The 277-nt window shown below is 48.0% G+C and carries 1 pseudogene; it reads left to right on the top strand.

What is annotated here, in order from left to right:
- Nucleotides 1–244: pseudogene (locus ACRHOC_RS14790) on the top strand (cytochrome C oxidase Cbb3); the annotation flags it as partial.
- Nucleotides 245–277: the final 33 nt, after the last annotated feature.

The following is a 277-nucleotide window of genomic DNA, read 5'->3' as shown; positions in this document are numbered from 1 at the left end:
CATCTGTGCAATGTGGGTTAACGGTATTCTTCAGGGCCTAATGTGGCGTGCAGTAAACGAAGACGGTACTTTGACTTACAGCTTCGTTGAAGCGCTTGAAGCTTCACACCCAGGCTACTTCGTACGTTGGTTGGGCGGCATGTTCTTCCTATTAGGTATGGTTCTGATGGCTTACAACACTTGGCAGACTGTCCGTAAAGGCAGCACTGCACCAGAAGCTAACGCTTCTGCACAAGCAGCTTAAGGTCAAGGGAGCATATTGAAATGATCAAACATG

Origin of the sequence: Winogradskyella poriferorum (assembly GCF_050618035.1) — a bacterium.
GTDB lineage: Bacteria > Bacteroidota > Bacteroidia > Flavobacteriales > Flavobacteriaceae > Winogradskyella > Winogradskyella poriferorum_A.
This window is presented reverse-complemented; position numbering and strand designations above follow the sequence as displayed.